The organism is Streptomyces sp. NPDC020983 (genome assembly GCF_044333485.1).
Classification (GTDB): Bacteria; Actinomycetota; Actinomycetes; order Streptomycetales; family Streptomycetaceae; genus Actinacidiphila.
Map to the genome: position 1 here is coordinate 50,379 of NZ_JBIRRA010000019.1, position 26,345 is coordinate 76,723.

Genomic DNA, 26,345 nt, shown 5'->3' on the forward strand with positions numbered 1-26,345 from the left:
TACCGAAGGGACACATCATGGCGCTCCTCGACCTGCAGAACATGGAGACCGAGAACCACACCAACGGCGGCGCCGCCAGCTCGCTGAGCCTGCTGAGCTGCGTCAGCTCCGTGAGCTTCCTCGTCTGCCTCTAGCCAGTGCGGCGGCGGCCCCGGGCGGCGGCCCCAACCGCCCCCGGGGCCGTCCCCGTCCCCGCACCCCCCGGGGGGCTGCCCCCGCCCGCACGCGGCACCGCTCCCGGCCCCCGGGGGGCAGTACGGCCACGGCGAGTGGCACCCCCTCAGGGGCGCGGGGAACTGCGCGAGCAAGCCCCGCCGGGGGGACGGCAGTACGGCCACGGCGAGTGGCACCCCCTCAGGGGCGCGGGAACTGCGCACCCAGCCCCCGCCGGGGGGATGGCAGTACGGCCACGGCGAGTGGCACCCCCTCAGGGGCGCGGGGAACTGCGCGAGCAAGCCCCGCCGGGGGGACGGCAGTACGGCCACGACAAGTGGCACCCCTTCGGGGGTGCGGGGAACGGCGCGCTCAGCCCCCGCCGGGGGGACGGCAGTACGGCAACGGCACGTGGCACCCCTTCGGGGACGCGGGGAACGGCGCGAGCAAGCCCCCGCCGGGGGACGGCAGAACGGCCACCGCACGTGGCACCCCTCAGGGGCGCGGGGAACGGCGCGCTCAGCCCCCACCGGGGGGACGGCAGTACGGCCACCGCACGTGGCACCCCTTCGGGGGCGCGGGGAACGGCGCGAGTAAGCCCCACCCGCAGCGAGACCGCGCAGCACACCGCGTCCGAAGGGAGAGGCCATGGGACTCATCGCGGCCGCCGCGCGGCGGGACGGGGCGCGGGTCACCGCGCTGGGGGCGCTGGGGGTCGTCTCCGCCGCGGGAGCGGTGGGGCTGCCCGCCGCGCTGGGCCACGCCCTGGACCTGCTGCTCCGCGGCGAGGCCGCGACCCGCTGGGTGGTGCTGTGCGCGGCGATCGTCGCCGCCCAGGCGGCCACCGCCGCGGCGGAGGACCTGCTCACGGGTGTGACGACGGCGCGGGCCACCGCGTTCCTGCGCCGCCGCGCGCTGCGGCACGTGCTCGCGGCCGGTCCGGGCGCCGCCGCCCGGCACGGCGAGGGCGACCTCGTCACGCGGCTGGTCGGGAACGCCGCCGACGCCGCCGGCACCCCCGCGGCGGCCGCCGCCCTCCCGGCGGCGCTGGCCGCGCCGATCGGCGGCATCGTGGCGCTGGCCCTCACGGACCTGTGGCTCGCCGTGGTCTTCCTCGCGGGCGCCCCGCTCCTGACGCTGCTGGTCCACCGTTTCGCCCGCGCGTCGGCAAACTGCATCACCGGCTACCAGGAGACGCAGGGCCGGATCGCGACGCTGCTGGTGGAGGCGCTCGGCGGGGCGCGCACCGTCGCCGCGGCCGGGACCGAGCGCCGCGAGGCGGACCGCGTGCTCGGGCCGCTGCCCGAACTGGGCGTGCACGGGCGGGCGATGTGGCGGGTGCAGGGCCGGGCGACGGCCCAGGCGATGGTGCTGGTGCCGCTGCTCCAGATCGCGGTGCTCGCGGTGGGCGGCGTCCGGTTGTCGCAGGGCGCGCTGAGCCCCGGCGACCTCCTCGCGGCGGGCCGCTACGTGCTGCTGGCGACCGGGATCGGGGTGGTCGTCGGCCAGTTGGGCGCGCTGGTGCGCGGCCGGGCCGCGGCGGCGCGGGTCGCCGGGGTGCTGGCGGAGCCCGTACCGGCGTACGGGGGGCGGGCGTTGCCGCCGGGGGGGCCGGGCACCCTGGAGTTGCGGGACGTGACCGCGCGCCGGGGCGGTGAGACGGTGCTGGACGGGCTGGATCTGACCGTGCCGGGCGGCAGCTGTGTCGCCGTGGTGGGCCGCTCGGGCGCGGGCAAGTCGGTGCTGGCGGAGATCGCGGGGCGGCTGGCGGACCCGGACGCCGGCACGGTACTGCTCGACGGCTGCCCGCTGCCGGATCTCGCGGAGCACGAGCTGCGTGACGCGGTCGGCTACGCCTTCGAACGGCCGGTGCTGTTCGGGGACACGATCGAGGACGCCGTCGCCTTCGGGCCGCGCCCCCTGCCACGCGAGCAGGTCGAGGAGGCCGCGCGTGCCGCGGAGGCGGACGGTTTCGTGAAGCTGCTCCCCGCCGGTTACGCGACCCCCCGCGCGCAGGCGCCCTTCTCCGGCGGGGAGTACCAGCGCCTGGGCCTGGCACGCGCGTTCGCCCACCCGGGGCGGCTGCTGATCCTGGACGACGCGACGTCCAGCCTCGACACGGTCACCGAACTGCGCGTCGCCCGCGCTCTCTTCCGCGACCGTCCCCGCCGCACGCGCCTGCTCACCACCCACCGCGCCACGACCGCGGCCCGCGCCGACCTCGTCGCGTGGCTGGAAGAGGGGCGCCTGCGCGCCCTGGCCCCGCACGCCGCCCTCTGGCCGGATCCCGACTACCGCACTCTCTTCGGAGCGTCCGATGCGTAGCGCTTCCCGCGCGGGGGAGGGGGGCGGCCCCCGGCCGCCCCGGCCCGGGCACCCGGTGCCCCACCCGGGTGAGGCGCCGCGCGGCTCCCCGGCCGGTGGTGACGGCGCCCCGTCCGCCCCGTCCGCCCCGTCCGCTCCCCCCGCCCCGTCCGGGCCGCACGCCGACGGCGGCCCGGAGGGGGCCCGGCGGGGCAGGGGCGCGCCCTCCCGAGGCGGCATGCGGCTGCGGGACGCCTTCCGGGGGCGGGGCGGGGTCGTCGCGGTGCTGCTGGGGTGGTCCGTGCTGGAGGCGGGGCAGACGTTCCTGCTCGGCTACGCCCTCGCCCGCGCGATGGACGACGGCTTCCTGCGCGGGCGCGAGGGCACCGGGCTGTGGTGGCTGGCGCTCGCGGCCGCGGGGGTGCCCGCGGGGGCGTACGGGACGGCGCGGGTCTTCGGGGCGGTCGCCGCGCTCGTCGAGCCGCTGCGGGACCGGCTCGTGCGGGCGGTCGTACGGCGCGGGCTGCGGGACGCGGTGCGGGCCGCCGCCGGGGGGCGGGCGGCGGACTCCGCGGTCGTCTCACGGCTCACGCACCAGGTGGAGATCGCGCGGGACGCGTTCGGCGGCATCGTCATGGTGCTGCGCTCCTTCGCCTTCACGGCGGCGGGCGCGCTGGCCGGGATGATCGCGCTGGCGCCCGTGCTGCTGCTGGTGGTGCTGCCGCCGCTGGTGGCGGGTGTCGGGCTGTTCGTGGCGGCGCTGCGCCCGCTGGCGCGGCGGCAGGACCGCTACCTCACGGCGGACGAGGCGGTCGCGGAGGAGTGCGGCGCGCTCGCCGCGGGGCTGCGGGACGTCACGGCGTGCGGGGCCCGCGAGGCGGTCGCCGGGCGTGCCGGGGAACGGATCGGGGCGGCGCTGGACGCCGCCCGGTCGCTGGCCCGTTTCGGGGTGGTGCGCGCCGTGGCGCTCGCGGTCGGCGGCCAGCTCCCGCTGGTGCTGCTGCTGCTGGCGGCGCCCTGGCTGCTGTCCTCGCACCGCCTGACACCGGGCGCGCTGCTCGGCGCGTTCGCCTATCTGACGCAGTCCCTCCAGCCCGCCCTGCAGAACCTCGTCCACACCCTGGGCGCGGCCGGCACCCGTCTGGGCGTCATCCTCACCCGCCTGTCCCCGCCGGCGGGCGGACCGGACGAGGCGGATGCCGTACCGGCCGGAACAGCGGCAGCGGGGTCCGCCCCGGCGGGCGGGGACGGGCGGGTGAGGATGACGCCGGAGCCGGGCGCAACGTCCGTGCCGCGCGGCCCCGCGGCCGCCCCGCCGCCCGGTGTCGCGGTGGAGCTGCGGGGGGTCGGTTTCGCGTACGGGCCGGGCGCCGCGCCGGTGCTGGACGGGGTGGACCTGGCCGTCGGGGAGGGGGAGCACCTGGCCGTCGTCGGGCCCAGCGGGGCGGGGAAGTCGACGTTCGCGGGGCTGGTGGCCGGGCTGCTGCGGCCCGGGGCGGGGGAGGTGCGGGTGCGCGGGGAGGTGGTCCTCGTGCCGCAGGAGGCGTACGTCTTCCGCGGGACGGTCGCGGAGAACGTCGGCTACCTGCTGCCGGGGCGGGCTCCCGAAGCAGCCGTCGTGGAGGCGGTCACGGCGGTGGGGGCGGGGGAGCTGGTCGCGGCGCTGGGCGGGCCGGGTGCCCGGGTCGATCCGGCCGCCCTGTCCGCGGGGGAGCGGCAACTGCTCGCGCTCGCCCGGACGTACGCCGCACCCGGCCGTGTGGTGCTGCTCGACGAGGCGACCTGCCACCTGGACCCGGACGCCGAGGCCCGCGCGGAGCGGGCGTTCGCGGCGCGGCCGGGGACGACGCTGCTCGTGGTCGCGCACCGCATCAGCTCCGCGCGGCGTGCCGCCCGTACGCTCGTGCTGGACGGCACGCACACCGCGTGCGCGCCGCACGCCGAGCTGCCGGCGCTGTCACCGCTCTACCGCGACCTCGCCGCCGCGTGGGCCCCTGACCCCGTTCCGGTGGCGGGAACGGGACCGTTCACACCCAGCCCGCGAAGCGGGAGATCCTGATCGCGTCCACCCGGTTGCGCGCCCCGGTCTTGCGGGTGATCGCCGCGAGGTAGTTGCGCACCGTGCCGTTGCACAGGTGCAGGCTGCGGGCGATCTCGGTGACGGACGCGCCTTCCGCGCTGAGCGACAGCACGCTCAGTTCGCGCGGTGTCAGCGGCATGTCCGCGGCCTGGAGGAACTCCACGGCCAGCGACTCGTCGACGAACCGTTTCCCCTCCGCGACCTGGCGTATGGCCGCCGGTAAGCGGTCCGCGGAGCGGTCCTTGTTGACGAAGCCGAGCGCGTCGGCGGCGTACGCGCGGCGCAGGTTGCCGGGCTTGCCGCTGCTGGTCAGCACGATGACCCCGCTGCACGCGCCGCCGCCGGCGGCGCCGTCCGCGGGCCTGGGCGCTCCGGTGGCGGGGGCCGCGTAGCGGTCGGTGTGCCGGCGCCAGCCGGGGCAGTCCGCGTCCACGACGCACACCTGGGAGCCCGGACATCGCCCCGGCTCACCCATCTGGCGCCATCCCACGTCGGTCACCTCGAAATCCGGCTCGTTGCCCAGCAGCGCTGCCAGCGCGGACCGCATCAGTTTGGTGTCATGGGCCACCAGAACGCGTATCAACTCGGCCTACCCTCGTCTCGGCGCACACCGGCTCCCGGGGCGGGAACCGGAGGAGAGCGGTCCATTCCTACCCCGGAGGCTTCCCCGGGAGGACCCACATTCACGTCATTCGGGCGCGGATGGGGGTGGATGAGGTGCTCGCGGGGGGCGCGCGCCGCCCGACGTTTTGCGCCACCCGTGTGGGTGACACCCGTGTGGGTGACAGCCATGGCCGGGACCCCGGCCGTGCCCGCCCGCGGGGGCTTCCGGGCGGTCCTCAGCCCGCCGGGACCAGCCGGCACACCGTCCGGATGTCCGCCTGCACCTGACGCACCGCCGCCCTGTCGGTCAGCCAGCTGACCAGGGCCGCGTGCCAGGTGTGCTCGACCACCCGGACGGCCGAGAGGCACTCCGCGCTCGGCTCACCGCCGAGCCGCATCGCGTCCAGGATGATCGCCCGGGTCAGCACCGACACGGTGTCGACCTCCTCGCGCACCGAGCGGTCGGCGAAGATGACGGCCCGCACCATCGCCTCCGCGAGCAGCGGCTCGCGCTGCAGCGCGCGGAAGGCCCTCAGCAGTGTCTCGGCCACCCGCTCGCCCGGTGTCGCGGCGGCCGGGGGGCGGTCCCGCAGCGTGCCGTGCAGGCGCCCCAGCTGGTCCTGCATGACCGCGACCAGCAGGTGGATCTTGGACGGGAAGTAGCGGTAGAGCGTGCCGAGCGCGACGCCCGACTCCTCGGCGACCTCCCGCATCTGGACCGCGTCGAAACCGCCCCCGGCCGCGAGCCGCGTGCTGGCCTCCAGGATGCGCCGCCGCCGCGCTTCCTGCCGTACGGTCAAACCGGACAAACTTGATACGCCGGTCATACCGGTCCCGCCGGTCACACCACCGGTCACGCGGTCCATGGGCACGTCCGTCCGTCGCGCAGGAGGCTCCCGGGGCCGCCGTCCGGCCCAGCGGGGGCCGTCCGGTTGCCGGGTGATCCACCCTCTGTACCATCGAGTCTGAAACTTGTTCTAGATTAGCGCGACCGGTTACGCTCCGGCTCAATCGCTGCGAAGGGGGCCGGAGTGACGGCAGATTCCAGACCGCTGCGGATCGCGCTGCTGAGCTACAAGGGCAACCCGTACTGCGGCGGCCAGGGCGTCTACGTACGGCACCTGTCCCGCGAGCTGGCGGCGCTCGGCCACACCGTCGAGGTGATCGGCGCCCAGCCCTACCCCGTCCTCGACGCGGTCGGCGCGGGCGTGACCCTCACCGAGCTGCCCAGCCTCGACCTCTACCGCCAGCCGGATCCGTTCCGTACGCCCTCGCGCGGGGAGTACCGCGACTGGATCGACGCGCTGGAGGTCGCCACCATGTGGACCGGCGGCTTCCCCGAGCCGCTCACCTTCAGCCTGCGGGCGCGCCGCCACCTCGCCGCCCGCCGCGCCGACTTCGACGTCGTCCACGACAACCAGACGCTCGGCTACGGCCTGCTGGGCCTGCGGATGCCGCTCGTCACCACGATCCACCACCCCGTCACCGTGGACCGGCGGCTGGAACTGGCCGCCGCACAGGACTGGAAGCGGCGCGCCTCCGTCCGCCGCTGGTACGGCTTCACGCGCATGCAGAAGCGGGTGGCCCGGCGGCTGCCCTCCGTGCTCACCGTCTCCGGCTCGTCCAGCGCCGAGATCACCGCCGATCTCGGCGTACGCCCCGAGCGTGTCCACACCGTCCCGATCGGCGCCGACACCGCGCTCTTCAGCCCGGATCCGGCGGTGCCCGAGGTGCCCGGCCGGATCGTCACGACCTCCAGCGCCGATGTGCCGCTCAAGGGCCTGGTGTTCCTCGTCGAGGCGCTCGCGAAGGTCCGCGCGGCGCACCCGGCGGCGCATCTGGTCGTCGTCGGCAAGCGCCCCGAAGCGGGGCCGGTCGCGGAGGCGATCGAGCGCCACGGGCTCGAAGGGGCCGTCGACTTCGTCAAGGGCATAAGCGACGCGGAGCTCGTCGGCCTCCTGCGCAGCGCCCAGGTGGCGTGCGTGCCGTCGCTCTACGAGGGCTTCTCGCTGCCCGCCGCGGAGGCGATGGCGACCGGTACGGCACTGGTCGCGACCACGGGCGGCGCCGTCCCCGAGGTCGCCGGGCCCGACGGCGAGACCTGCCTCGCCGTGCCGCCGGGGGACGCGCCCGCCCTCGCCGCGGCCCTCGACCGCGCCCTCGCCGGGCCCGCCCTGCGCCGCCGCCTCGCGGCCGCGGGCCGCGCCCGCGTCCTGGCCCACTTCACCTGGGCCCGCGCCGCGGCACGGACGGCGGACCTGTACCGCGAGGCGATCGCCGCGCAGGGCGGGCTCGCGCCGGCGGGCGCCCTCCGGGGGCGAGGGGCCGCGCCCGGTGTGCGGCCGGCGCCGCCCGAGCGCGTGCGGCCCGCCACCGGCCCGTGGCCCGGGGACGACAGCAACCACCCCTTCGGTGCGGAACCGGAGCGGGCAGCCGCAAAGGGGAGCAGCTCATGCTGACGGTCGACTTCACCCGCTTCCCCGTCGCCGAGGGCGACCGCGTGCTGGACCTCGGCTGCGGCGGCGGCCGGCACGCCTTCGAGTGCTACCGCCGCGGCGCCCGGGTCGTCGCGCTGGACCGCAACGGCGACGAGATCCGCGAGGTCGCGAAGTGGTTCGCGGCGATGCGGGAGGCCGGCGAGGCCCCCGCGGGGGCGAGCGCGACGGCCATGGAGGGCGACGCCCACCACCTGCCCTTCCCCGACGACAGCTTCGACGTCGTGATCATCTCCGAGGTCATGGAGCACATCCCGGACGACAAGGGCGTGCTCGCCGAGATGGTGCGGGTGCTGCGGCCCGGCGGCCGGATCGCGGTGACCGTGCCGCGCTACGGGCCGGAGAAGATCTGCTGGGCGCTCTCCGACGCCTACCACGAGGTCGAGGGCGGTCACATCCGCATCTACCGGGCCGACGAACTGCTGGAGCGGATGCGGGAGGCGGGCCTGCGCCCGTACGGCACGCACCACGCGCACGGCCTGCACGCGCCGTACTGGTGGATCAAGTGCGCGGTGGGCGTCGACAACGACAAGGCGCTGCCGGTGCGGCTCTACCACAAGCTGCTGGTGTGGGACATCGTGAAGAAGCCGCTGGCCACCCGGCTCGCCGAGCAGGCGCTCAACCCGCTCATCGGCAAGAGCTTCGTCGCCTACGCGACCAAGCCGCAGCTGCCGGACGCGGCAGCGGTGTTCGACGAGTCGCTGGACGCCCCCGCGTGACCACGGCAGGGCGGTGGCGCGGCACCGAACGGCTGGTGCTGCCCGGCGTGCTCACGGCGGAGCAGGCCGGGCGGACGGTCGACGCGCTGCTCGCCGCGCAGCGGCCGGACGGGGCGATCCCGTGGTTCCCCGGCCACCACCTCGACCCGTGGGACCACATCGAGGCCGCCATGGCGCTGGACGCCGCGGGCGAACGGGACGCGGCGGAGGCCGCGTACGCCTGGCTCGCCCGCCACCAGCAGCCGGACGGCGGGTGGTTCGCCGCCTACCAGGACGGCGACCCGGCGCGCCCGGTCGACCGGGCCCGCGAGTCCAACTTCTGCGCGTACGTCGCCGTCGGCGTGTGGCACCACTACCTGTCCACCGGGGACGACGCCTTCGCCGACCGGATGTGGCCGACGGTCGCGGCGGCGGTCGAGTTCGTGCTCGCGCTCCAGCAGCCCGGCGGGCAGATCGGCTGGAAGCGGGAGGCGGCCGGTGAGGACGGCGGACCGGGCGCGGTCGTCACCGACGCGCTGCTGACGGGGAGTTCGTCCGTGCACCAGGCGCTGCGCTGCGCGCTGGCCCTCGCCGAGCACCGCGAGGAGCCGCAGCCGGACTGGGAGCTGGCGACCGGCGCGCTGGGCCATGCGATCCGCCGGCACCCCGAGCGCTTCCTCGACAAGTCCCGCTACTCGATGGACTGGTACTACCCGGTGCTGTCCGGCGCGCTGCGCGGTCCGCGCGCGGTGGCCAGGATCGAGGAGGGCTGGTCCCGCTTCGTGGTGCCCGGCCTCGGGGTGCGCTGCGTGCTGCCCAACCCGTGGGTGACCGGCGGGGAGAGCGCCGAACTGGCGCTGGCGCTGTGGGCGGTGGGGGAGTCGGACCGCGCGGTGCGCATCCTCGCCGACATCCAGCACCTGCGGGCCGACGACGGCCTGTACTGGACCGGCTACGTCTTCGACGACGACGCCTACTGGCCCGTGGAGCGCACCACCTGGACGGCGGGCGCGCTGCTGCTGGCGGTGGCCGCACTCGGGGGGGACGAGGCGACCACCGCAGTCTTCGGCGCGGAGCGGCTGCCGAACGGCCTCGCGCCCGGCTGCTGTCCGCCCCGGATCCGCTGAACCGCCCGGCGCCCGTTAACGGTTGACCCGGCCGGCGAACGCCTGGGCGACGGCCAGGTAGACCACGGCGGGCAGACCGTAGTTGAGGACCGTGCGCCACTTCGCGTTGTCCGGGGTGAAGAGGTCCCTCGACCACGTCGCCAGCCAGTTGGCCGCGTGGTGGACCCAGTCCACCAGGTCGTTGGCCCGGTTGGCGTCGAAGACGAAGAAGAGGATCCACAGAACGAGGATCAGAGCAGCGATGTCTGCGGCGATCAAGATGAGCGCCGCGGCGGGGTTGCCGCCGTAACGTCTGGCCATGACGGCCGCCTTGCCGCGATCGGGCGTTCGAAACCCGGCCGCGCCGCACACGCGGACGGCGGCCGGCCCCCCCGTCGCGGGGGGGCCGGCCGCCGTGCCGTGCGTTGAGGAGATACGGTTCAGCCGCGCTGGATGCCGCTGCTGTCCTGGAGGACGCCGCGGCGCCCGTCCTGGGTCTGCGCGACGAGCTGCGCACCGCGCTGGTCGACCGCGAGGTACCAGGTGCCCGGGGTCAGTTCGGCGATCTGCGCGCCGGAGCCGTCCTCGGCGTACAGCGGGCGCGGCACCGGCACCGCGAACCAGAAGGCGCTGAAGTCCGCGGCCGGAGCGGCCGGCTGCGCGGCCTGCGGGGCGGCGGTCTGCGCACCGTACGGCTGCTGCTGGCCGAAGTTCGGGTCGACGGACTGCGCGCCGCCCGGGTAGCCGTAGCCGGCCTGCTGCGGGGTGGCGCCGCCGTACGACGGGCCGCCCACCGCGTAGGGCTGCTGGCCGGCCGGCGCGGCCGGGCTCGCCAGCGGGGCCCTGAGCGCCGGGAGGCGGTCCGACAGCGGCGCGACGGCCGCGATGACCAGGCCGAAGACCAGGGTGAGCCAGGCGCCCGCGCCGCGCTCGTAGGGGCCGTCGAAGTTGCCGAACAGCACGGCCCACACGGCCGTCCAGCCGGCGAAGACCGAGAGCGCCACCGCCCACTGCTTGAACGACAGCCCGATCACCTGCTTGCCGTTGAACTGCGGTGCGCGCGAGGCGAGCACCGCCGCCGCGGCGGCGACGGCCACCAGCGTGATCGACGGCAGGATCGGGAAGAAGTCCGAGTGCCACAGGTTCTTGGACCCGGAGCCGTACTGCGAGTCGACGCTGATGTACGGCAGGAAGGAAGCGATGAGCAGCAGCGCCGCTGCTCCGATCACCGCGCCGTCTCCTCGGGTCAGGGAGCGGATGTTCACGTCAGGTCCTGTCCTTTGTCGGTACTGCTTCTGCTGGTGAATGTCGTGCTCTCGCATCCGCCGCGGGTGCGGCACGTGCGCCCTGGCACCGTCGAGTTCGGGGAGGTGCCCCATGGTACGGGGACGATCTTGACCGGGTGGCCCCGTACGAGCATTGGTGCACGATCCATACCGGACTGCTACAGCCCTGTCACCTCTTCCCTTCCAGGAAGTCGGTGAGCCCGTCGGCGATCCCCTCGGCGGCCTTCTGCCGCCACGCGGGGTCGGTCATCTCGGCGGCGTCGTGCGCGTTGCGCATGTTGCCGCACTCGATGAAGACCTTCGGCACGGTCGTGAGGTTGAGCCCGCCGAGGTCGTCGCGGACGGTGAGTCCCTTGCCGCCCAGGTAGTTGGCGAACGGCTCGCCGGTCACCGCCCTGAAGCGCGTGCGCAGGGTGGTCGCCAGGCGCAGCGAGGGCGCCGCGACCGCGCGGGTGTCCGCCGCGCCCTCGTGCAGGGACCTGGGCGCGATCACGTGGAAGCCGAACTTGTCGGCCGGCGCCCCGTCGGCGTGGATGGACAGGGCGGCGTCGGCGTGTGCCGCGTTGCCCGTCCGGGCCCGCTCGTCGACGCAGGGGCCGTACGGGCGGTCGCCGTCGTAGGTGAGGACCACCTTCGCGCCGCGCGCCTCCAGCAGCGCCCGCGCCCGGTGGGCGACGTCCAGGGTGTACGACGCCTCGGGGTAACCGCTGTTGGTCGCCGTGCCCGTGGTGTCGCACGCCTTGCGGTGGGTGCCGATGTCCACGGACCTGTTGATCTCGGCGGTGTGCCCGGCGTTGCCCGGGTTGTGTCCCGGATCGAGCACGATCGTGCGGCCGGCCAGCTCCTTGCGGGGCACCCCCGGCGTCGCGCCGGGAGTCGCGGGGGAGTCACCCTGTGCGACCGGGGCCGGGCTCGTACGGTCGGCGGCCGGCGCCGTCGCCGGCCCGCGGCCGTCCGCCGTGCCGGCACCGGAACCGCGGTGCGCGCCGTACACGAACCAGCCCCCGGCCAGAGCTGCGGCCACCACGACTGCCGTGGCGGCCAGCGGCCTGCTCCGAGTGCCCCCGCGTGACTCGTTGCTGAACACGCCCGCGACTCTATCGGCCCGGCTGACCGCCTCGCACCGGCCCCGGCGAAAGGGGCACCGGACGCGACGGGGCCGCTACGGTACGTCCGCGGCCGGCCCGCCGGTCACTCTGCGCAGCAGCCGCAGCGAGCCCGTCACGGACTCCTCGGCGAAGTCACCGGACTCCAGGGCCCGTACGAAGACGCGGTAGGGGGCCTGGCCGCCGTCCGCCGGGTCGGGGAAGACGTCGTGGATCGCGAGCAGCCCGCCGGGCGCGACGTGCGGCGCCCAGCCCTCGTAGTCGGCGCCGGCGTGCTCGTCGGTGTGGCCGCCGTCGATGAAGACCAGGCTGAAGGGCCGCGACCACAGCGCCGCGACCTGCGGCGACCGCCCGACGACGGCGACGACGTGGTCCTCCAGGCCCGCGGCGTGCAGGGTGCGGCGGAAGTGCGGCACGGTGTCCATCAGCCCCGTGTGCGGGTCGACGAGCGAGGGGTCGTGGTATTCCCAGCCCGGCTGCTGCTCCTCGCTGCCGCGGTGGTGGTCGACGGTCACCACGACCGTGCCGGCCTGCCGGGCGGCGTCCGCGAGCAGGATCGTCGAGCGCCCGCAGTAGGTGCCGATCTCCAGGACGGGCAGCCGCAGCCGCGCGGCCGCACCGCGGGCCGCCGCGTGCAGGGCCAGGCCCTCGCCGGCGGGCATGAACCCCTTGGCGGCCTCGAACGCCGCGAGCACGGCCGGGTCCGTCTGAGTGGTGTCCGTCATCCCCGTATCGTACGAAGCCGCTGGTGGCGCCCGTACGGCGGGCGCGGCCGTACGGGTGTGGCCGGGCGCGGGGCGTACAGGCACCGGGACGCCGGCGGTAGCGGCCCGGGGGCCGCCCGGCGTAGGCACCCGGGGCCGTGGTCGTAGTCCCAAGTCCCGATGCGGAGCGGGCCTGCGGACCGGGAGCATGGTGCCCATGAGTGAGATCCTCGGAGAGCGCACCACCCCCGCCGGCCGCCGCACGCGCCGGACGGCACCCGCGTGGGCCGTGCTGCTCGCGGTGTGCGCCGGGCAGTTCCTCGTCGTCCTGGACGTGTCGGTGGTCAACGTCGCGCTGCCGTCGATGCGCAATTCGCTGGGGCTCGGCGAGAACGCGCAGCAGTGGGTCGTCAACGGATACGCGCTGACCTTCGCGGGCTTCATGCTGCTCGGCGGGCGCGCCGCCGACCTGCTCGGCCGCAAGGCGACCTTCGTCACCGGGCTCGGCCTGTTCACCGCCGCGAGCCTGGCCGGCGGGCTCGCGCAGAACCCCGCCATGCTCATCACCGCGCGGGCGGTGCAGGGTCTCGGCTCGGCGGTGCTGGCCCCCGTCACGCTGTCCATCCTCACCACCTCCTTCCCCGACGGCCCCGAGCGGACCCGGGCGATAGCCACCTGGACCGCGGTCGGCGCCGGCGGCGGCGCGGCCGGCGGCCTCGTCGGCGGCGCGCTCACCGACTGGCTGTCCTGGCGCTGGGTGCTGCTGGTCAACGTGCCGATCGGCGCGATCGTGCTGATCGGTGCGGTGTGGTGCCTCACCGAGAGCCGCGGCCAGACCGTGCGCCGCCTCGACGTCCCCGGCGCGGTGCTGGTGACCGGCGGTGTCGCCGCGCTCGCGTACGGGATCGCGGAGACCGAGTCGCACGGCTGGACGTCGGCGCGCTCGCTCGGCCCGCTCGCCGGCGGCCTGCTGGTGCTCGCGCTCTTCACGGCGGTGGAGCGGCGTACCGCCGAACCCCTCATCCACCTGCGGCTGTTCACCGTCCGCTCGGTGTCCTCGGCGAACACGCTGCTTTTCGTGTCGGGCGCCGCGACCTTCTCGACCTGGTACTTCCTCTCCCTCTACATGCAGCAGGTGCTGCACTACAGCCCGATCCGCACGGGCCTGGCCTTCCTGCCGCACACCGTCGCGATCGTCGCCGGGTCCAAGCTCGCCCCGCGCCTGATGGCCCGCTTCGACGCGCGGCTGCTGGTCGCCGCGGGCGGCGCGGTGTCGGCGGCGGGTCTGGCCTGGCAGAGCCGGGTGAGCGCGGACAGCACCTTCACCGGTGTCATCCTCGGGCCGGGCATGCTCACGATGTTCGGCGCGGGCCTGATGATGACGCCCGTGGCGGCCGCGGCCATGTCCGGTGTCGGGCGGGCCGACCAGGGCCTGGTGTCGGGCCTGCTCAACACCTCCCGCCAGCTCGGCGGCGCGCTGGGCCTGACGGTCCTGGCGACGATCGCCGCGTCCCGCATCTCCTCCCGCGGGCACGCGGGCGCGAGCCGGGCGGTGGCGCTGTCCTCCGGCTACGGCCTGGCGTTCCTGGTGAGCGCGGGCTTCCTGGTCGCGGCGAGCGCGCTGGCGGTGCTGCTCCCCAGGCCGCAGCCGCAGCTCACGGCGTAGCGGGCCGGGCCGCCCGTCAGAGCCAGCCGTTCTGGCGGGCGGCGCGCACCGCCTCCATGCGGTTGCGGCTGCCGGTCTTGCCGATCGCGGCCGAGAGGTAGTTGCGGACGGTGGACTCCGACAGGAAGAGCTTCCCCGCGATGTCCGCGACGGTCGCGCCGTCCGCGGCCGCGTTGAGCACGTCCCGCTCGCGCGCCGTCAGCGGGCTCGGGCCCGCGCTGAGCGCCGCGGCCGCCAGCGCCGGGTCGATGACCCGCTCCCCGCGCAGCACGCGCCGGATCGCCCCGGCCAGCTCCTCCACGGGCCCGTCCTTGACGAGGAAGCCCGCCGCGCCCGCCTCCATCGCCCGCCGCAGGTACCCCGGCCGCCCGAAGGTCGTGAGGATCAGCACCCGGCACTCCGGCAGCTTCTCCCGCAGTTCGGCGGCGGCGTCCAGCCCGCTGGCGCCCGGCATCTCGATGTCGAGCAGCGCCACGTCCGGCCGTACGGCCAGTGCCTCGGCCACCACCTGGTCCCCGGCCCCGACCTGCGCGACGACCTCCATGTCGTCCTCCAGGTCCAGCAGCAGCGCCAGCGCCCCCCGCATCATCCCCTGGTCCTCCGCGAGCAGCACCCGCACGGCCCGCGCCCCGTCCTCCGTCACCCCGCCACCTTACGGCCCGCGCCCGCCGCGCTCCGGCCGTGCCCCGGGAAGGGAGGTGGTCAGGCCGCGCGGCACAGGTCCGGTCGCCGGGCCCGGTCCTTCTCGGCGGCGACCGCGGCCGCGGACAGCAGGGTCGCGGCGGCGAGGCCGCCCCACAGGACGGCGGGGCCGTGCGGGGCGAGCGTGGTGATGACCGCGGGGGAGACGGCGAGGCCGAAACCGGTGGAGAGCTGGAAGCGGGCGAGGGCGCGGCCCAGGACGCGGGCCGGGGCGAGGGCGGTGACGAGCGCGGTGGCGCTGCCGGCGTAGACGATCTCGCCGAGCGTGCAGGGCACGGACACCGCGGCGACGGCGGGGACGGCCCAGCCGCCCCCCAGCGAGGCGGCCGCGAGGAAGCCCGCGTAGGACGCGGCCAGCAGTACGCCGGAGAGGGCCAGGACCGTCCGCCGCGAGAAGCGGGACAGCGCGGCGGTGACCGGCACCTGCAGGGTGACGACCAGCACCGTGTTGGCCACGAAGACGGCGGCCGGCCACACCGGCGCCGCGTGCAGCTGCGTCGACAGGACCAGCGGGAGCGCGACCTCGGGGACGTTGAGGCAGAAGACGTAGACCACGTTGGCGGCCAGCAGCGCGCGCATCCCGGGCGCGGGCCCCGTGCCCCCGTCCCCGGCCCCCTCCCGGGCGTCCCCGGCGGGATCGGCGCGCACATGGACGGACCACGCCAGCGCGGCCGCGGCGAGGTAGGCGGCCGCGGTGCCGGCCGCGAGCGCCCGCAGCGCGCCGGTGCCGCCCGCCAGGCACGCGGCGGCCAGCAGCCCCCCGGCGCCGAGCCCCGCGTTGCGCAGGGCCCGGGCCGCGGCGAGGGCGGTGTCGCGTTCCCGGCCGCGGGCGACCGTGGCCACGAGCGCGGCGTGGGCGGCCGGCCAGGCCTGGTTGCCGATGCCGAGGAAGAGCGCGGCCCCCGCGAAGAGCCCGGCGCTCCCCGCCGGGGCGGCCAGCAGCAGGGCCACGCCCAGCACCCGGACCAGCATCGACGCCGCCACGACCGTGCTGCGCGCGCCGCGGTCCAGCCACCGGCCCACCACGGGGGTGCACGCCAGGCCCACGACGATGCCGGCGGTCATGGCGGCGCCGGCGACCGGGGCGGAGAGCCCCAGCACCTTCATGCCGTAGAGCAGGAGGAAGGGCCGCAGCATGCCGGTGCCCAGCGCGTCCACGGCGAGGGCGACGGCGTAGCGGGGGCCGCCCGAGGCGCGCACGAGGGCGCGCGGCCGGATTCTGGTGGTGGTTGCCATGTCCCGGACGGTGCGTCCGATCGCGGGGGCGGGGCACGCCGGTTGACGCGTCTCGTCAATCGGCGCCCCCGTCCCGCCGTGCGGGCGGTGATGATGGGCGGATGCTGAGGATCGACATCAGCGGCGCGCCGCCCGAGCGGGTGCGGTTCGCCGCCTCCCCGCTGGCCGAACTGACCGCGATGCTGCACGTGCTGGCCGAGCCCGGCCACCACCCGCAGTTCGCCGGCTGGGCGGCGGACGTCCTCGCGGGGCTGCGCCCGGAGCTGGCCGAGCGGCTGCGGGAGGCGGAGTTCCTCTGGCGCTACACGCAGGCCGACTTCCTGATCCCCGCGCGGCCCCGGCCGACCCTCGCCGAGGAACTGGACGGCGTGGACCGGATCGACGACGAGACGTACGTGACGGCCGCGCTCGTCACCGCGTGCGGCAGCAACCGGGTCCGCTTCCGGGGCGCCTCGCCGCTCACCGACGCGGCGGCGCGCGAGTGGGCACTGGACCTGGCGCAGGCCCGCGGCGCGCTCCAGGAGGCCTTCGCCGAACGGCTGCTCGCGGACCCGGCCGCGGTGCGGGCACGGGTGCGGGACACCCTCGAACAGTGCGCCGAGGCCTTCTTCGACCGCGCCTGGGCGGACGCCGCGGTGCGGCTCGCCACCGATCTGCGGCTGAAGAACGAGCTGCACCGGCGGCACGGCCTCGGGGCGGCCCTCGCCTCGGTCTCCCACGCGGTCACCCTGGCACCGGACGGCGAGTGCATCGTCGTGGACAAGGTCCAGGACCGGGCCACCGCCGCCCGCGGCGCCGAAGTCACCTTCATCCCCAGCGTCTTCAGCCGCCCGCACCTGGTGGCGGTCTACGCCGCCGGGTGGCACCCGGTGCTGCAGTACCCCGTCGCCGAGCAGAGTCCGGCCGAGCCGGTCCCCGTGGAGACGATCACCCTCCGGCTGGAGGCCCTCGCGCACCCCGTGCGGCTGCGTCTGCTGCGCACCCTGGCCCGCGGCCCGCACACCACCGGCGAGCTGGGCCACTTCTGGGGCCTGTCACCCCCGGAGGTGTCCCGCCACCTCTCCGTCCTGCGCCGCGCGGGCCTGCTCACGTCCCGCCGGCACGGCCGCTACGTCCACCACAGCCTCAACCTGCCCGACCTGGTGGCGCTGGGCAGCGACCTGCTGTCGGTGGTGCTGCGCTGAGGCGGAACGTGGGGCCGGCGGCGGACGTCGCGGGTGCGTGGCCCGCGGGCCCAGCCGGTAGCGTGGGGTGCCGTGACGGACGGGGCAGAGGGCGGCGCCGAGGCGCCGGGGATCATGCAGCTGGGGTTCCCCGGGGAGCTGCGCGACCAGCTGGTCGCGGCCGTGCTGGACGGCCGCAAGACGGCGACGACGGGGATCGTCGCCGACTACGAGCACGAGGGCGAGGAGCTGCCGCGGGTCGGCAGGCGGTCCGTGGTGCTGGACTCGGCCGGGCGCGGGGTGGCCGTCGTCGAGGTCACCGAGGTGCGGGTGGTGCCGCTGGGGGAGGTGGACCTCGCGCACGCCGTGGACGAGGGGGAGGGCTTCACCACCGTCGATGAGTGGCGCCGCGGGCACGAGGCCTTCTGGCACGGCCCCGAGATGCGCGAGGCCCTGGGGGACCCGGAGTTCACGGTCGACGACCGTACGCCCGTGGTGCTGGAGCGCTTCCGGCTCGTCGCCGACCTGCGCACACCGGACGCTTCTGCCGCGCCGGACGCCGGCGCCTGAGCCCGGCGGGCGGGTCCCGCAGGCCGCGCCGGATCGAACGGGCGGCGCCGCGGCCGGTCCCGCAGGCCGCGCCTGCCGGGCGCCCGCGGGGCCGCGCCCCGGGTTCAGCCCGCCGTGTCCTCGCCCGTCGGCAGGACCGCCGTGACGCGGAAGCCGCCGGAGGGGGCCGGGCCGGTGGACAGCGAGCCGCCCGCCGAGGCGAGGCGTTCGGTCAGGCCGCGCAGGCCCGTGCCGGTGCGGGGCAGGGTCGCGGTGCCGCCGGGCGTGGGGTGCGGTGTGACCGCGGGGGCGGGGCCGCGGCCGTCGTCGGTGATCGTCAGGCGGGCCTTGCCGTCCGCGGCGTGCAGCTCTATGCGGGCCCGCGCCGCGCCGCTGTGCCGGACGACGTTCGTGACGCCCTCGCGGACCACCCACCCGAGCAGCGCCTCGGTCTGCGGCGGCAGCGGCGGGCCGGACTCCAGCACCACGACCTCGATGTCGGAGGCGGCCAGCGCCGAGCGGGCCCGGTCCAGCTCCGTCGCGAGGCTGCCCTCGCGGTAGCCGGTGACGGCCTCGCGGATCTCGGTGAGGGCCTGCCGTCCGACCGCCTCGATGTCGCCGACCTGCGTCAGTGCCGCGTCCATGTCGCGCGGCGCGAGGCGGCGCGCGGCCTCCGCCTTGACGACGACGACCGACAGCGTGTGCCCCAGCAGGTCGTGCAGGTCGCGCGAGAAGCGCAGCCGCTCCTCGGCGACGGCGTTGCGCGCCAGTTCCTGGCGGGTGGCCTTGAGCTGCGCCACCGCCTGGAAGAGCGTGATGATCAGCGACACGACGAAGCCGGACAGGAACGTCCCGTAGGCCAGGCTCGTGGTGCTCCAGAAGCCCTCGTGGTGCAGGCTGGAGACCGTGCCCGCCGAGGCGCTCAGCCCCGCGAGGGTGAAGCCCATGAAGCGGCGGCTGCGCGAGACGCAGCCCGCGCCCAGCGACACCAGCACGAACAGCAGCATGAAGTTGCCGCCGTAGCCGATCGCCAGTGCGAGCGTGAGCGCGCCGAGGGCCCCCAGCAGCTGGTACGGCACCGGGCCGCGCCGCCACCGCTCGCCGAAGGCCGAGCGGACGGTGCACACGTACAGCGCGCAGAAGAGGAGGAGCCCGCTCCCGGCGAGCCACGGCAGGGCCACCTCGCCCTTGAGGATGTCCGCGCCGGGGCCGAGCACCATCAGCAGCCACGGGATCAGCGCCCCGCCGTCGGGTGCCTTGAGGTGCTCGATCTCCTGGTCGAAGTCCTCCGGGCCGCGGCGCCACCACATGCGGCGGCACGCCTTGTCCGCGGCCCCGGCGGTCGTGTCCGCCGCGTCCGCCGGTTCGGTCTTCGTCTTCCTCGCCATGGCTGGTCCCCGTCCCCCGTCATGTACACGTTCTTCCTGTACCTGCCGGGGAGGCGGCACCGTCCCGTACTCCGCGCGGCCGTACGGTCATACGGTCCGGGCGCTCCGCCGATAGGAGAACACAGCGTAACCGGCGAAAACGACCAGCCAAAGGGACAGGACGGCCACCGTGCCGGGGCCGGGGGCGTGCCGGTCCAGCACGCTCCAGCCCAGGTCGCCGAAGCGGGCCGTCGGGGTCCAGCGGGAGATCGCGGCCAGCCAGCCCGGGAAGACGTCGGCCGGCAGCCACAGGCCGCCGATCACCGAGAGCCCCGTCATGCTGACCATGCTCACGACGCCCGCGGTCTGCGCGGTGAGCCCGTAGCCGTTGCCGAGCCCCAGCAGCGTGAAGGGGATCGTGCCCAGCCACATCAGCACGGCGGCCGCGGCCCACTGCCACGCGGCGAGCCGTACGCCGTTGACGAGGGCGCCCGCGGCGAAGACGGACACGATCGCGGGCAGTACCGTCACCCCGGCGGTCAGCGCGCGCGCCAGCACCACCTGGAGCGGGGCGAGAGGGGTCACGCGCAGCTGCCGCAGCCAGCCGCGCGCCTTGTCGTCCGCGATCCCCGGGCCCACGCCCAGGGCCGCGCCCATCGCCCCGTACGCGGCCATGCCGATCATCGAGTAGCGCGCGTAGTCCATGGTGTCCTCGGCGGAGCCGCCGGTGCCGAGGTTCGTGAAGAGCAGGTACATCAGCAGCGGGGTCGCGATCCCGACGACGACGAAGCCGGTGTCGCGCAGCGTGCGGCGGACCTCCAGGCGGATGTAGGCGAGCATCATCGGACGGCCTCCTCGTGCGGAGCCGCGGCGGGCTCGTGAGCGGTGTCGTGTGCGGTGCCGTGCGCGGTCAGGGTGAGGAAGGCCTCCTCCAGGCTCGCGGGCGTCACGCTCAGCCCGCGCACCCGCCCCGCGGCGGCCAGCGCGAGCACGGTCGCGTCGGAGTCGGCGCTGCGCAGCACCGCGCGGTCGCCGCGCACCTCCAGCGACAGCACGCCCGGCAGCGTGCGCAGCCCCGCCGTGCCGCGGCCCGCCAGGTCGAAGGCCACGAGCGTGGCGCCGACCCGACGCTTGATCTCCTCGCCGGTGCCGTCCGCGACCGTACGGCCCTGGTCGATGACGACGACGCGGTCCGCGTTGCCGTCCGCCTCCTCCAGGTAGTGCGTCGAGAACAGCACGGTGTTGCCGCGCGCCGCGTAGCCGCGCATCGAGCGCCAGAACGCACGCCGGGCCTCCACGTCCAGCGCCGCCGTCGGCTCGTCCAGGACCAGCAGCTCCGGCCCGCCCGCGACGGCCAGCGCGAACCGCAGCCGCTGCGCCTGCCCGCCGGAGAGCCGGTCCGCCCGCCGCCCCGCCAGCTCGCCGATCCCGGCCAGCTCCAGGGCCTCGCCCACCGGCAGCGGCCGCGGGTACGTGGCGGCCACGAAGCCCACCAGCTCCCGTACGGTCGCACGCGGCACGGGGCTGCCCGCCTGGAGCATCGCCCCCACCCGCCCGGCCCGCACGGCCTCCCGCGGGGTCCCGCCGAAGACCCGCACCTCCCCCTCGTCGGGCCGGTCCAGCCCCAGCAGCAGGGCGATCGTCGTCGACTTCCCGGCCCCGTTGCGTCCGAGCAGCGCGCAGGTCCCGCCCGCGGCGAGTGTCAGATCGAGCCCGGCGACGGCCTCGACGCTCCCGAACCTCTTCCGTACTGCGCGCAGCCGCGCGGCGTCTTCCATGCAACTGACGCTACGGGTAAGGGGGTTGGCGCAGGCAGCGCCGAATGTCCCCGGGGGCCCGGGACAAATGTCCTGCCCCCCGCGCAAGCGCCGGTCAGCGGGCCGCGGCCGGTGACGCCGGAGCCACCGCCCGGGGCTGCGGGCGGTGACGTGCGGGGGCTGCCGCCGCGCTTTCCCCGGGCTGCGGCGTGACGTCCGGGGCCACCGCCGCGACCCCCCGGCCGCGGCGGTGGCCGTCCGGCTACGGCCGTTGCTTCGCCTTGTCGACGACCGCCCAGCTGTCGAGGGAGGAGAGCTGGGTGAAGTCCTTCTTCGCCGCGCCCTCGCCGGAGACGCGCTCGTCGCGGAAGCCGAGGAATTCGTAGGTCTTCGGGTCGAAGATGAAGTAGCCGGCGGAGTCCGTCCCCCCGCCCGGGCGCGTCGGGTCGTCGTACGCGACGGCCACACCGGTGCGGCCCCTGGCGTCCTTCTGCCGCGGCACCAGCTTCGCCCCGGGAACCATGCCGAGCGCCTCGAACGCCGCCGGGCGCAGCCCCTTGGGCATCACCGGGACCAGCTTGAGCATCCCCGCGAGCGCGTAGTGCACCTGGGACCACTGCTGGTCGCTGATCATCCGGAGCGGGTCGCCCTTGGTGGCGGGCACCCCGCCGGGGACCAGCGCGACGATCAGCTTCTCGGGGTCGGTCGGGAGCTTGCGCAGCGACGCCCAGTCCTCCGGCGGCCACAGGATCTGGCCCGGCGGCAGCGGCTGCGCCCACCATCCCTTGCCGATCTCCATGATCCAGGAGGGCCGTGTGCCGTCCACCGACCTCCAGTCCTCGTCGGTGTAGGTCGTGGTGGCGCCGGTCTTCCGGTCGGTCTCCCTGATGGTCTCCCTGGTGTAGACGAACTGGTCGTCCCGCGGGTGGGCCGCCTGCTCGTGCTGGCGGGCGTAGCGGGCCGCACCGTTGAGCACGGTCTGCGCGGCCGCGTTCCGCATGGCCGGGTGACGGGCCGGGCCGCCCGCACCCGCGACCAGGATGCTGCCGAGGAGCGCGGTCACGAGCAGAGCGGTCGCGACGATCCGCACGGCCGGACGGCGGTGGCGTACGGCGAGCAGGGGCTCGTCCTCCGCGGTCACGGCGGCGAGCAGCCGCGCCCGCACCCGTGCCCGGACGGCGTCGTCGAGCGGGGGTACCCCCGCGTCGTACTCCCTGAGTTCCCGCAGTTCTTCGATGTCACGCACGAGCGTCTGCCTCCCGGAATGCTGTCGGATCGGACCCGCCCAGTGCTTCGCGCAACTTGCTGCGAGCCCTGCTCAGCCGTGATCTGACGGTGCCGACCGGCACCCCGAGGGCCTGGGCCGCCTCCTCGTAGTCGAGGTCGCCCCAGGCCACCAGCAGGACGACGTCCCGGTGCCGGGCGGACAGCCCGGCCAGCGCCGCCGCCAGCTCCCGGCGCACCCCCGTGGCACCTGCCCTCGCGACCGCGCGGTCCGCGACCGGCTCCTCGTCCCGCACCGGCTCCGGGATCCGCGCGAGCGCCTTGAAGCGCCGCGCCTCGGCCCTGCGGTGACGGCCCACGAGGTTGGTCGCGATGCCGAACAGCCAGGGGCGGGCGTCGGCCCGCGCGAGGTCGTAGGTGTGGCGCTGCCGGAAGGCGGTCGTGAACGTCTCCGCCATCAGATCCTCCGCCGCCTCGGGTCCGATCCGCCGTGCCACGTAGCGGTGCACGTCGCCGGCGTAGCGGTCGAAGAGCGCGGCGAAGCGCTCGGGCTCGTCCCGGGACCGCGCGATCACACGGGCGTCGCTTTCCCCGCGTTCCTCCTCACGGGTGCGGACGCCCGGGGACTCGACGGCCATCGGGGCTCCTTTCGTTCGTGCGAACGCCTCGAAGGCTTGGGCTCGTTCGGGTTCTTCACCCGTCCTTCGCCGGTGGGCCGTTCCGGGTTCCATCCTCCGGGCGCCCGGGCCGTGCGGCGGGCGGCCGCATCCTTCCGGGGAAATCTCCCGCCGCCGTGTCGATTCCGCCCCTGCCCGTTCGACGCACTGGTGTGGGGCAACCGCCCCGCGCGCACGTACGAGAAGGAACGGCGAGGTCAACGCCATGGGGCAGCTGCTCAGAGTCATGAATTTCTGCGTCTCGCGGGACGGCGTCGCCGCCGCGGAGAACCAGAGCCTGGAGATGCCGTTCGGGCTGCCGAACCCGGAGCGGCTGTTCAGCTGGGCGGGGGCGACGGCGAGCTGGCCGAACCGGACCGACGCCGGCGGCACACGCGGGCTGGACGACTACTTCACGCGGGATTTCCTCAACAACATCGGCGCCGAGATCATGGGCCGCAACAAGTTCGGGCCGCAGCGCGGGCCGTGGGAGGACCACGAGTGGCAGGGCTGGTGGGGTGACGAGCCGCCGTTCCGTACGCCGGTCTTCGTCATGACGCACCACCCGCGGCCGTCGTTCTCGCTCTCCGACACCACCTTCCACTTCGTGGAGGGGGACCCGGCGTCCGTGCTGGAGAAGGCGCGGGAGGCGGCGGACGGCAAGGATGTCCGCCTCGGCGGCGGGGTCACCACCGTCCGCGAGTTCCTGGACGCCGGCCTCGTCGACTCGCTGCACGTGGCCGTCGCGCCGGTGGAGCTGGGCGAGGGCCTGCGGCTCTGGGACTCCCCGGACGAGCTGCGGGACCGCTACCACCTGGAGGTGATCCCGAGCCCGAGCGGCGTCGTGCACCACCTGTTCTGGCGCCGCTGAACCGCCGCGCGGCGGTGTGCGGCCGGCCCCCCCGCGGGGCCCCGGCCGCGGCCGGCCCCGCCGGTGGTCCGCACCGGCGGCGGGGCTCGGGAAACCTGCGCCCCGGGGCCCTCCGGCGGGAGAATCGGTGCCGGAGGTGGTCGGGGTGGCGGACGGGGTGACCGGCGGGCGCGGGCGCGGCCTCCGGCGCGGGGTGAGCGCCGGGCGGGACGTGGAGGTCCGGGCGGCCGGGGGAGGCTTCGCGGTCGGGGCGGCCGAGCACGTCACGCTGTACGCAGCGCCCCGGCAGCCCGCGGCGCTGCCGCACCAGGTCGGGGTCGTGCCCGCGCTCGCGCAGTCCTTCCAGGCGCGGCCGGAATCCGCCGAGCTGCGGGCGGAGGGGCCCTGCCACGTCCTGACGGGCCTGGGCGGCGTCGGCAAGACGCAGCTCGCCGCCGCGCACGCGCACCGGGCCTGGGACGCCCGCGAGGTCGACGTCCTGGTGTGGGTCACGGCCACGGGCCGCCCCGCGGTCGTCGCGTCCTACGCCCAGGCCGCCGCCGAGCTGTGCGGGGCGGACCCGGCGGAGCCGGAGCAGGCGGCCGCCGCCTTCCTCGCGTGGCTGCGCGCCAAGCCGCACCGCTGGCTCGTCGTGCTGGACGACGTCGCCGACCCCGCGGACCTCAGGGGCCTGTGGCCGCCGGACAGCCCGACCGGCCGCACCCTCGTCACGACCCGCCGCCGGGACGCCGCCCTGACCGGCACGGGCCGCCGCCGCGTCGACGTCGGCCTCTTCACACCGGAGGAGGCCACCGGCTACCTCGCAGGTGTCCTGGCGGCGCACGGCCGTTCCGAGCCCGCCGCTGAACTCGCCGACCTGGCCGAGGAGCTGGGCCGCCTGCCGCTGGCCCTGTCGCAGGCGGCCGCGTACCTGGCGGACCAGGCCCTCACCGCCGCCGCGTACCGCGCGCTGCTCGCCGACCGCACCCGCACGCTCGCGCACGCCCTGCCCGGCCCCGAAGCCCTGCCCGACGACCAGCGCCTCCCGGTCGCGGCGGCCTGGTCCCTCTCCGCGGAACTCGCCGACGCCTCCGAACCCCGCGGGCTGGCCCGCCCGTTGCTCGCGCTGACGGCGGTGCTGGACCCGAACGGCATCCCCGCGGCCGTCCTGACCGCCCCCGCCGCGCGCGCCTTCCTGGCCCGGAAGGGGCGCGGGCGTCCCCGCTGGGGCCGCAGACGCCGGGTCACCGTCGAGCAGGTCCACGAGACGCTGCGCGTCCTGCACAGGCTGAGCCTCGTCGACCACACCCCGGAGCGGCCCGAGCGCGCCGTGCACGTGCACGCGCTGGTGCAGCGCACGACCCGCGAGACCCTCACCCCGAAGCGGTTCGCCGCCAGCCTCCGGGCGACCGCGGACGCGCTCACCGAGGCCTGGCCGGAGAACGAGCGCGACATCGCCCTCGCCGCCGCACTGCGCGCGAACGCCGCCGCGCTCATCGCCCTGGGCGAGCCCACCGGATGCCTCTACGAGCGCAGCGGCGCCCATATCGTGCTGTTCCGCTACGGCATGAGCCTGGAGGACGCCTTGCCGGCCGCCGAGGCGGCGGAGTTCTACCGCGCGCTGACCGAGGCGACCACCCGGCACCTGGGGCGCGACCACTGGTGCACGCTCGTCGCCCGGCAGCTCGCCGCCCAGGCGCGGGGCCGGGCGGGTGACGCGGCGGGCGCGGCGAAGGCGTACGAGGAACTGCTCAAGGACCGGCTGCGGGTCCTCGGCCGCAACGACTACAGCACGCTGGCCACCCGGCTCGATCTCGCCGAGTGGCGCGGCGAGTCCGGTGACGGGGAAGGGGCCGTGGCGGCGTACACCGAGCTGCTGGACGACACCCGGCGCGTCCACGGCCCGGACCACCACAACACCCTCTCCGCCCGGTTCGGCCTGGCGCGGTGGCGAGGTGAGTCCGGCGACCCGGAGGGCGCGGTGGCGGCGTTCACCGGGCTGCTGCCCGACGTGGTGCGGGTCTTCGGCCCTGACGACCGGCGCACCCTCGGCCTGCGCCACACCCTCGCCCGGTGGCGCGGCAAGGCGGGCGATCCGGAGGGGGCCGTGGCGGCGTGCACCGAGCTGCTGCCCGACGTGCAGCGGGTCCTCGGACCCGACCACCGCAACGCCTTCATCCTGCGCGAGGACCTGGCCGGGAGCCTGGGCAGGGCGGGCGACACGGAAGCGGCGCTGGCCGCCTACGCCGCACTAGTGGACGACATGACGCGGGTGCTGGGAACGGACCACCCCGACACCCGCGCCGTCCTCGCCAAAGCAGCGGCCTGGCGCGAGGCTCAGGCCCCGGGGTAGCGCCCCGCCTTGACGTCATCGACGAACGCCGTCCAGGCCGCGGGGGCGAAGGCGAGGGCGGGGCCCTCGGGGTCCTTGGAGTCCCGCACGGGGACGACGTCGAGGCCGTCCCCGACCTCGATGCATTCGCCGCCCTGACCGCTGCTGTAGGTGCTCTTGCGCCAGGCGGCACTGGCGACCTCGATGCATTCGCCGCCCTGGCCGCCGCTGTAGGTGCTCTTGCGCCAGGTGGCGCCGGTGAGGTTGGTCATGGGAAGGCCCTCCGGGGTGTGTGCGGAGTTCGCCGA

At 75.9% G+C, this 26,345-nt stretch carries 25 protein-coding genes; 11 read left to right on the top strand and 14 right to left on the bottom strand.

The annotated features are described in order from the left end of the window. Positions 1-17: 17 nt before the first annotated feature. From ACH4SE_RS32645 to ACH4SE_RS32655, 3 genes are all read left to right on the top strand, one after another. Positions 18-134: a SapB/AmfS family lanthipeptide gene (locus ACH4SE_RS32645; protein WP_398547161.1), complete on the top strand. Its 117-nt coding sequence runs from the start codon at positions 18-20 to the stop codon at positions 132-134. 667 nt (positions 135-801) lie between these two features. Further along, on the top strand, positions 802-2,478 hold the full coding sequence (locus tag ACH4SE_RS32650) for an ABC transporter ATP-binding protein (RefSeq protein ID WP_398547162.1): 1,677 nt from the start codon (positions 802-804) through the stop codon (positions 2,476-2,478). 217 nt (positions 2,479-2,695) lie between these two features. Continuing rightward, the gene (locus tag ACH4SE_RS32655) at positions 2,696-4,516 is read left to right on the top strand and encodes an ATP-binding cassette domain-containing protein (protein ID WP_398547163.1); all 1,821 of its coding nucleotides are present in this window, start codon (positions 2,696-2,698) and stop codon (positions 4,514-4,516) included. On the opposite strand, the gene ACH4SE_RS32660 is transcribed toward ACH4SE_RS32655, so the two are convergent. Together ACH4SE_RS32660 and ACH4SE_RS32665 are read right to left on the bottom strand one after the other, a co-directional pair. After that, positions 4,485-5,084, bottom strand: a complete 600-nt coding sequence (locus ACH4SE_RS32660) for a LuxR C-terminal-related transcriptional regulator (RefSeq protein ID WP_398547234.1) — start codon at positions 5,082-5,084, stop codon at positions 4,485-4,487. The two genes, ACH4SE_RS32655 and ACH4SE_RS32660, sit on opposite strands and share 32 nt — an antisense overlap. A gap of 292 nt (positions 5,085-5,376) precedes the next feature. Beyond that, positions 5,377-5,967 (bottom strand): TetR family transcriptional regulator, encoded by a 591-nt coding sequence (locus ACH4SE_RS32665; protein ID WP_398547235.1) that lies wholly within the window; start codon positions 5,965-5,967, stop codon positions 5,377-5,379. 204 nt (positions 5,968-6,171) lie between these two features. Between ACH4SE_RS32665 and ACH4SE_RS32670 the strand changes: the two genes are divergently transcribed. From ACH4SE_RS32670 to ACH4SE_RS32680, 3 genes are read left to right on the top strand one after another with little or no spacing between them, the layout of a single operon-like run. Continuing rightward, positions 6,172-7,599: a glycosyltransferase family 4 protein gene (locus tag ACH4SE_RS32670; RefSeq protein ID WP_398547164.1), complete on the top strand. Its 1,428-nt coding sequence runs from the start codon at positions 6,172-6,174 to the stop codon at positions 7,597-7,599. Further along, entirely contained in the window at positions 7,593-8,354 is a 762-nt protein-coding gene (locus ACH4SE_RS32675; protein WP_398547165.1) for a methyltransferase domain-containing protein, read from the top strand. The genes ACH4SE_RS32670 and ACH4SE_RS32675 overlap by 7 nt, the downstream gene beginning before the upstream one ends. Then, positions 8,351-9,460: a prenyltransferase gene (locus tag ACH4SE_RS32680; protein WP_398547166.1), complete on the top strand. Its 1,110-nt coding sequence runs from the start codon at positions 8,351-8,353 to the stop codon at positions 9,458-9,460. The genes ACH4SE_RS32675 and ACH4SE_RS32680 overlap by 4 nt, the downstream gene beginning before the upstream one ends. A gap of 15 nt (positions 9,461-9,475) precedes the next feature. Here ACH4SE_RS32680 and ACH4SE_RS32685 read toward each other — a convergent pair whose 3' ends face one another. The 4 genes from ACH4SE_RS32685 to ACH4SE_RS32700 all read right to left on the bottom strand — a co-directional run bounded on the left by ACH4SE_RS32685 (position 9,476) and on the right by ACH4SE_RS32700 (position 12,556). Further along, a complete protein-coding gene (locus ACH4SE_RS32685; RefSeq protein WP_398547167.1) occupies positions 9,476-9,760 on the bottom strand; it encodes a hypothetical protein in 285 nt (94 codons plus the stop codon). Between the two features lie 119 nt (positions 9,761-9,879). Further along, on the bottom strand, positions 9,880-10,704 hold the full coding sequence (locus ACH4SE_RS32690) for a hypothetical protein (protein ID WP_398547168.1): 825 nt from the start codon (positions 10,702-10,704) through the stop codon (positions 9,880-9,882). A gap of 190 nt (positions 10,705-10,894) precedes the next feature. Continuing rightward, complete coding sequence (locus ACH4SE_RS32695) at positions 10,895-11,812, bottom strand: N-acetylmuramoyl-L-alanine amidase (protein ID WP_398547169.1); 918 nt, start codon at positions 11,810-11,812, stop codon at positions 10,895-10,897. Positions 11,813-11,887: 75 nt separating this feature from the next. Continuing rightward, positions 11,888-12,556: a class I SAM-dependent methyltransferase gene (locus ACH4SE_RS32700; protein ID WP_398547170.1), complete on the bottom strand. Its 669-nt coding sequence runs from the start codon at positions 12,554-12,556 to the stop codon at positions 11,888-11,890. A 196-nt stretch (positions 12,557-12,752) separates the two neighbouring features. Here ACH4SE_RS32700 and ACH4SE_RS32705 point away from each other — a divergent pair, with 196 nt between their 5' ends. Next, entirely contained in the window at positions 12,753-14,201 is a 1,449-nt protein-coding gene (locus tag ACH4SE_RS32705) for an MFS transporter (protein ID WP_398547171.1), read from the top strand. A gap of 16 nt (positions 14,202-14,217) precedes the next feature. Here the strand turns inward: ACH4SE_RS32705 and ACH4SE_RS32710 are convergent, their stop codons facing one another. Together ACH4SE_RS32710 and ACH4SE_RS32715 are read right to left on the bottom strand one after the other, a co-directional pair. After that, the gene (locus ACH4SE_RS32710) at positions 14,218-14,844 is read right to left on the bottom strand and encodes a response regulator (protein ID WP_398547172.1); all 627 of its coding nucleotides are present in this window, start codon (positions 14,842-14,844) and stop codon (positions 14,218-14,220) included. Between the two features lie 59 nt (positions 14,845-14,903). Then, positions 14,904-16,139 (bottom strand): MFS transporter, encoded by a 1,236-nt coding sequence (locus tag ACH4SE_RS32715; RefSeq protein WP_398547173.1) that lies wholly within the window; start codon positions 16,137-16,139, stop codon positions 14,904-14,906. A gap of 101 nt (positions 16,140-16,240) precedes the next feature. Between ACH4SE_RS32715 and ACH4SE_RS32720 the strand changes: the two genes are divergently transcribed. Beyond that, entirely contained in the window at positions 16,241-17,323 is a 1,083-nt protein-coding gene (locus ACH4SE_RS32720; protein ID WP_398547174.1) for a DUF5937 family protein, read from the top strand. Positions 17,324-17,437: 114 nt separating this feature from the next. After that, positions 17,438-17,872: an ASCH domain-containing protein gene (locus ACH4SE_RS32725; protein WP_398547236.1), complete on the top strand. Its 435-nt coding sequence runs from the start codon at positions 17,438-17,440 to the stop codon at positions 17,870-17,872. Positions 17,873-17,976: 104 nt separating this feature from the next. Here the strand turns inward: ACH4SE_RS32725 and ACH4SE_RS32730 are convergent, their stop codons facing one another. From ACH4SE_RS32730 to ACH4SE_RS32750, 5 genes are all read right to left on the bottom strand, one after another. Continuing rightward, entirely contained in the window at positions 17,977-19,239 is a 1,263-nt protein-coding gene (locus tag ACH4SE_RS32730) for a sensor histidine kinase (protein ID WP_398547175.1), read from the bottom strand. Between the two features lie 87 nt (positions 19,240-19,326). After that, positions 19,327-20,058 (bottom strand): ABC transporter permease, encoded by a 732-nt coding sequence (locus ACH4SE_RS32735; protein ID WP_398547237.1) that lies wholly within the window; start codon positions 20,056-20,058, stop codon positions 19,327-19,329. Next, a complete protein-coding gene (locus tag ACH4SE_RS32740; protein WP_398547176.1) occupies positions 20,058-20,996 on the bottom strand; it encodes an ABC transporter ATP-binding protein in 939 nt (312 codons plus the stop codon). The genes ACH4SE_RS32735 and ACH4SE_RS32740 overlap by 1 nt, the downstream gene beginning before the upstream one ends. 241 nt (positions 20,997-21,237) lie before the next feature. Then, positions 21,238-22,221 carry a CU044_5270 family protein gene (locus ACH4SE_RS32745; RefSeq protein ID WP_398547177.1) on the bottom strand — a complete coding sequence of 328 codons (984 nt, stop codon included), beginning with the start codon at positions 22,219-22,221 and terminating at the stop codon, positions 21,238-21,240. Beyond that, a complete protein-coding gene (locus ACH4SE_RS32750) occupies positions 22,214-22,837 on the bottom strand; it encodes an RNA polymerase sigma factor (RefSeq protein ID WP_398547178.1) in 624 nt (207 codons plus the stop codon). The genes ACH4SE_RS32745 and ACH4SE_RS32750 overlap by 8 nt, the downstream gene beginning before the upstream one ends. A gap of 244 nt (positions 22,838-23,081) precedes the next feature. Between ACH4SE_RS32750 and ACH4SE_RS32755 the strand changes: the two genes are divergently transcribed. Together ACH4SE_RS32755 and ACH4SE_RS32760 are read left to right on the top strand one after the other, a co-directional pair. Further along, the gene (locus ACH4SE_RS32755; RefSeq protein WP_398547179.1) at positions 23,082-23,726 is read left to right on the top strand and encodes a dihydrofolate reductase family protein; all 645 of its coding nucleotides are present in this window, start codon (positions 23,082-23,084) and stop codon (positions 23,724-23,726) included. Positions 23,727-23,853: 127 nt separating this feature from the next. Further along, positions 23,854-26,058 carry a tetratricopeptide repeat protein gene (locus ACH4SE_RS32760; RefSeq protein ID WP_398547180.1) on the top strand — a complete coding sequence of 735 codons (2,205 nt, stop codon included), beginning with the start codon at positions 23,854-23,856 and terminating at the stop codon, positions 26,056-26,058. Here ACH4SE_RS32760 and ACH4SE_RS32765 read toward each other — a convergent pair. After that, positions 26,043-26,309: a DUF397 domain-containing protein gene (locus ACH4SE_RS32765; RefSeq protein WP_398547181.1), complete on the bottom strand. Its 267-nt coding sequence runs from the start codon at positions 26,307-26,309 to the stop codon at positions 26,043-26,045. The genes ACH4SE_RS32760 and ACH4SE_RS32765 overlap by 16 nt on opposite strands. Between the last annotated feature and the right edge of the window lie 36 nt (positions 26,310-26,345).